1 protein-coding gene is annotated in these 4,576 nt (G+C 69.6%); it reads right to left on the minus strand.

Annotated features, from left to right (window positions below; translation table 11 throughout):
- The coding region (locus tag ACLNEE_RS16495) for a beta strand repeat-containing protein (protein ID WP_412007409.1) at positions 1-4,576 on the minus strand (4,576 nt) is incomplete at both ends.

Genomic DNA, 4,576 nt, shown 5'->3' on the forward strand with positions numbered 1-4,576 from the left:
CCCTGAAGGTTGGTGGGGCCACCCACCGTCAGACCGTTCTGGACCGTGAGGCTCCCATTGTTGGCGCTGATTCCCACGGAGCGCACCAAGGTGCCATCGCCATTGGCACTGACCAGTTCGGTGCCTTGGCCAGCAAGGTTGGGAACGGTGACCGTGGATGTGGCGGTACCCAGCACAACCTGGTTGTTGCGCGTGGTCTGGGCTCCGGCGCCGATTGCCGTGGAGCCCACCCCTGTGGCCCTGGCTCCAGCGCCGACGGCACTGACATCGGTACCCGAGGCAAAGGCGTCGGTACCGATCGCCACTGCATTGGTGTTGAAACCTTCGGCGCGGGCGTTAGTGCCGATGGCCACGACATTGCGGCCATTGGCCATGGCACCGCTGCCGAAGGCCTGTGCATTGAACCCGTTGGCGGAAGCTCCGGCGCCGAAGGCCTGGGTGTTGGAGCCGCGAGAGGTGGCAGCGGTTCCGAAGGCCTGGGCATTGCTCCCCTGGGCCTGGGCAGAGAAGCCCAGCGCAGCTGATCCCTCCCCACTCACGTTGCTCAGGCTGCCGATGGCCATCGAGCCCACACCATTGGTGCTGGCGGCGTTGGCCCCGAAGCCGATTGCCAGCGAGCCATCGCCATCGGCAGCGCTGCCGACGCCCACCGCGGTGGAGCCGTTGCCATTGGCTTCGGTGAAGGCACCCAGGGCGGTGGCCCCGAGGGATCCATCGGCCCTGGCGTTGGCACCAATGGCCGTATCGCCGACACCCAGGGCCTCGGCATTGGGGCCATAGCAGGTGGAACCTGCACCGGTGCGGTTGCAGAAGGTGCCGATGTTCGTTGGCAGTGTGGTGACTCTCAGAACTCCGTTCACGTCTGGGGTGAGGATGTCGATCGCACCCGCCGATCCGGTTCCGGTGAGCGATGTCAGCTGAATCTCGGTGTTGTTGGTGCCGATGGTGATGCGATTCGGTGCCGTGGCGGCGGCACCGGCGCCGATCGCGGCAGAACCGTCGAAGTTCGCCGTGGCGCCGGTTCCCAGCGCAGTGGCATTCACGCCGTTGGCCTGGGCCGTGCTGCCGAGGGCCAAGGAACCGTTCTGCACGGCGATCGCGTTCGATCCCAGGCTGGTGGCCTGCGGTCCGGTGGCCGTGGCACCCGCGCCGATGGCACTGGACCCGACGCCGTTGGCGTTGGCGTTGGGTCCGTAGCAGACGGCGTTGGCGCCGGTCCCGACGCAGTTGAGCCCGGCGATGGCGTTGGGGTTGACGGCCGAGCGCTGCAGGGTGCCGTCGTTGTTGGCGATCACAAGGCCCTGGCCGCTGCCGGAGAGATTGGCAATGGTGACGGTGTCACCAGAGCGGCCGAGCACGATCTGATTGGCGCGGGTGGTGGTGGCACCGGTGCCCACGGCCGTGGAGTTGGAGAAAGCAGCCGTTGACTCGGCACCCAGTGCGGTGGCGCGGAAGCCGTTGGCGAAGGAGTTGTCACCCAGTGCGGTGGCGCTGGTGCCGTTGGCCCTGGCGAGCTCGCCCAGTGCGGTGGCGCTGTTGCCGTTGGCGATGGCACCGAAACCCAGTGCGGTGGCGCGGAAGCCGTTGGCCGTGGCGAAGTCACCCAGTGCGGTGGCGCCGAAGCCGTTGGCGTTGGCGCGGGTGCCCAGTGCGGTGGCTCCGATGCCGTTGGCCAGGGCATCCGAGCCGATGGCGGTGGTGAGGTTGCCGGTGGCATTGGCGCCCGGTCCGTAGCAGACGGCATTGGCGCCGGTGCCGACGCAGTTGAGCCCGGCGATGGCGTTGGGGTTGACGGCCGAGCGCTGCAGGGTGCCGTCGTTGTTGGCGATCACCAGGCCGCTGCCGGCGCCCGACAGGTTGGGGATGGTGACGGTGTCACCAGAGCGGCCGAGCACGATCTGATTGGCCCGGGTGGTGGCGGCACCGGTGCCGATGGCGGTGGAGCCGCTGAAGTTGGCCTGGGCGCTGGCACCGAGGGCGGTGGCGTCGGTGGCCCGTGCCGCGGCGGAGCGGCCGAAAGCGGAAGCGTTGATGCCGCCGGCATTGGCCCGGTTCCCCACGGCCGTGGCGCTGTCGCCGGTGGCATTGGCGAAGAGGCCGACGGCGGAAGCGCCGTCGCCGATGGCGTTGGCCTGGGCCCCGAGGGCGGTGGCTTCGATGCCGGTGGCACGAGCTCGGTCACCGAAGGCGGAGGCGCCGATACCATTGGCGATCGCGAAGCTTCCGACGGAAGTGCTCAGAGCGTTGATGGCCGAGGCCTGGTTGCCGAGGGCGGTGGCGCCGATGCCGCTGGCGCTGGCATTGAAGCCGATGGCGGTGGACTGGTTGCCGACGGCAGTGGAACGGAAGCCCACTGCGGTGGCGTCGACGTTGACGGCGCTGGAGTTGGCACCGAGGGCGGTGGTGCCGTCGCCGGTGGCGGTGGCGTTGGGGCCGTAACAGACGGCATTGGCGCCGGTCCCGACGCAGTTGAGGGAATTGAGAGCCGGCGCGCTGATGTTGCCGGAGCGGGAGAGGGTGCCGTCGTTGTTGGCGATCACCAGGCCGCTGCCGGCGCCCGACAGGTTGGGGATGGTGACGGTGTCACCAGAGCGACCCAGCACGATCTGGTTGGCCCGGGTGGTGGTGGCACCGGTGCCCACGGCGGTGGAGCTGGCGAAGCGGGCGACGGCCAAGGCACCAACTGCTGTGGTCTGTTGCCCGTTGGCATTGGCACCTACGCCTACGGCAGTGGAGAAACGTCCGTTGGCGTTGGCGAAGGAGCCCAGCGCGGTAGCGCTTTCACCAGCCGCGTCAGCCTGATTGCCCAGTGCGCTTGCACTGATACCTGAAGCCCGGGCGTTCAACCCGACGGCGGTCGCGGCGAGGCCGGTGGCATTGGCGCTGCGACCGAGGGCCGTGGTGCTTTCACCGTTGGCGATGGACGCTTGTCCGAGGGCTGTGGCGGCGTTACCTGAAGCCCGGGCGTCCAACCCGACGGCGCTCGCGCCGATTCCGGTGGCATTGGCGCGAGGACCCAGTGCGGTGGAGAAGTTGCCGGTGGCGTTCGCGTTGTAGCCAAGTGCGGTGGCTGCGAAGCCGTTGGCGAGGGAATCGGAGCCGATGGCGGTGGTGAAGGAGCCGTTGGCGTTGGCGTTGGGTCCGTAGCAGACAGCATTGGCGCCGGTGCCGACGCAGTTCAGCCCGGCGATGGCGGAGGCACTGACGGCCGAGCGCTGCAGGGTGCCGTCGTCGTTGGCGAGGATCAGGCCGCTGCCAGTGCCGTTGAGGTTGGGGATGGTGACGGTGTCACCAGAGCGACCCAGCACGATCTGGTTGGCCCGGGTGGTGGCGGCACCGGTGCCGATGGCGGTGGAGCCGCTGAAGTTGGCCTGGGCGCTGGCACCGAGGGCGGTGGCGTCGGTGGCTCGTGCCGCGGCGGAGCGGCCGAAAGCGGAAGCGTTGATGCCGCCGGCATTGGCCCGGTTCCCCACGGCCGTGGCGCTGTCGCCGGTGGCATTGGCGAAGAGGCCGACGGCGGAAGCGCCGTCGCCGATGGCGTTGGCCTGGGCCCCGAGGGCGGTGGCTTCGATGCCGGTGGCACGGGCACGGTCACCGAAGGCGGAGGCGCCGACACCATTGGCGATCGCGAAGCTTCCGACGGAAGTGCTCAGAGCGTTGATGGCCGAGGCCTGGTTGCCGAGGGCGGTGGCGCCGATGCCGCTGGCGCTGGCATTGAAGCCGATGGCGGTGGACTGGTTGCCGACGGCAGTGGAACGGAAGCCCACTGCGGTGGCGTCGACGTTGACGGCGCTGGAGTTGGCACCGAGGGCGGTGGTGCCGTCGCCGGTGGCGATGGCGTTGGGTCCGTAGCAGACGGCGTTGGCGCCGGTGCCGGTGCAATTGAGGCTGCTGACGGCGGCAGCGGAGGCGGCTGAGCGGGAGAGGGTGCCGTCGTCGTTGGCGAGGATCAGGCCGCTGCCGGTGCCGGACAGGTTGGGGATGGTGACGGTGTCGCCAGAGCGACCGAGCACGATCTGGCTGGCCCGGGTGGTGGTGGCACCGGTGCCGATGGCGGTGGAGCCGGTGAAGTTGGCCAGGGCGCCGGCACCCAACGCGGTGGTTTGGAAGCCCGTGGCATTGGCGCTGCGCCCGAGGGCCGTGGCGCTTTCACCGTCGGCGATGGAGGCTTCTCCGAGGGCTGTGGCGGCGATACCTGAAGCCCGGGCGTTCAACCCGACGGCAGTCGCGGCGGTTCCGGTGGCATTGGCGCGAGGACCCAGTGCCGTCGCCTGTTGCCCTGAGGCCAGGGCATCAACCCCGACGGCGGTCGCGGAGGTTCCGGTGGCATTGGCGCTGCGCCCGAGGGCCGTGGCGCTTTCACCGTCGGCGATGGAGGCTGTTCCGACGGCGGTCGCGGCGGTTCCGCTGGCCTTGGCGTTGCGCCCCAAGGCCGTGGTGCTCTCTCCTGTGGCATTGGCCAGGAAACCGGTGGCGGTAGCGCCTGCTCCAGCCGCCCTGGCCTGGTCACCAAGGGCTGTCGCCGCTGAGCCGGAGGCGTTGCTGCGGTAGCCGATGGCGATGGCTCCCGAGAGGG

It is taken from the genome of Aphanothece stagnina RSMan2012 (assembly GCF_046764815.1).
GTDB lineage: Bacteria > Cyanobacteriota > Cyanobacteriia > PCC-6307 > Cyanobiaceae > NIES-981.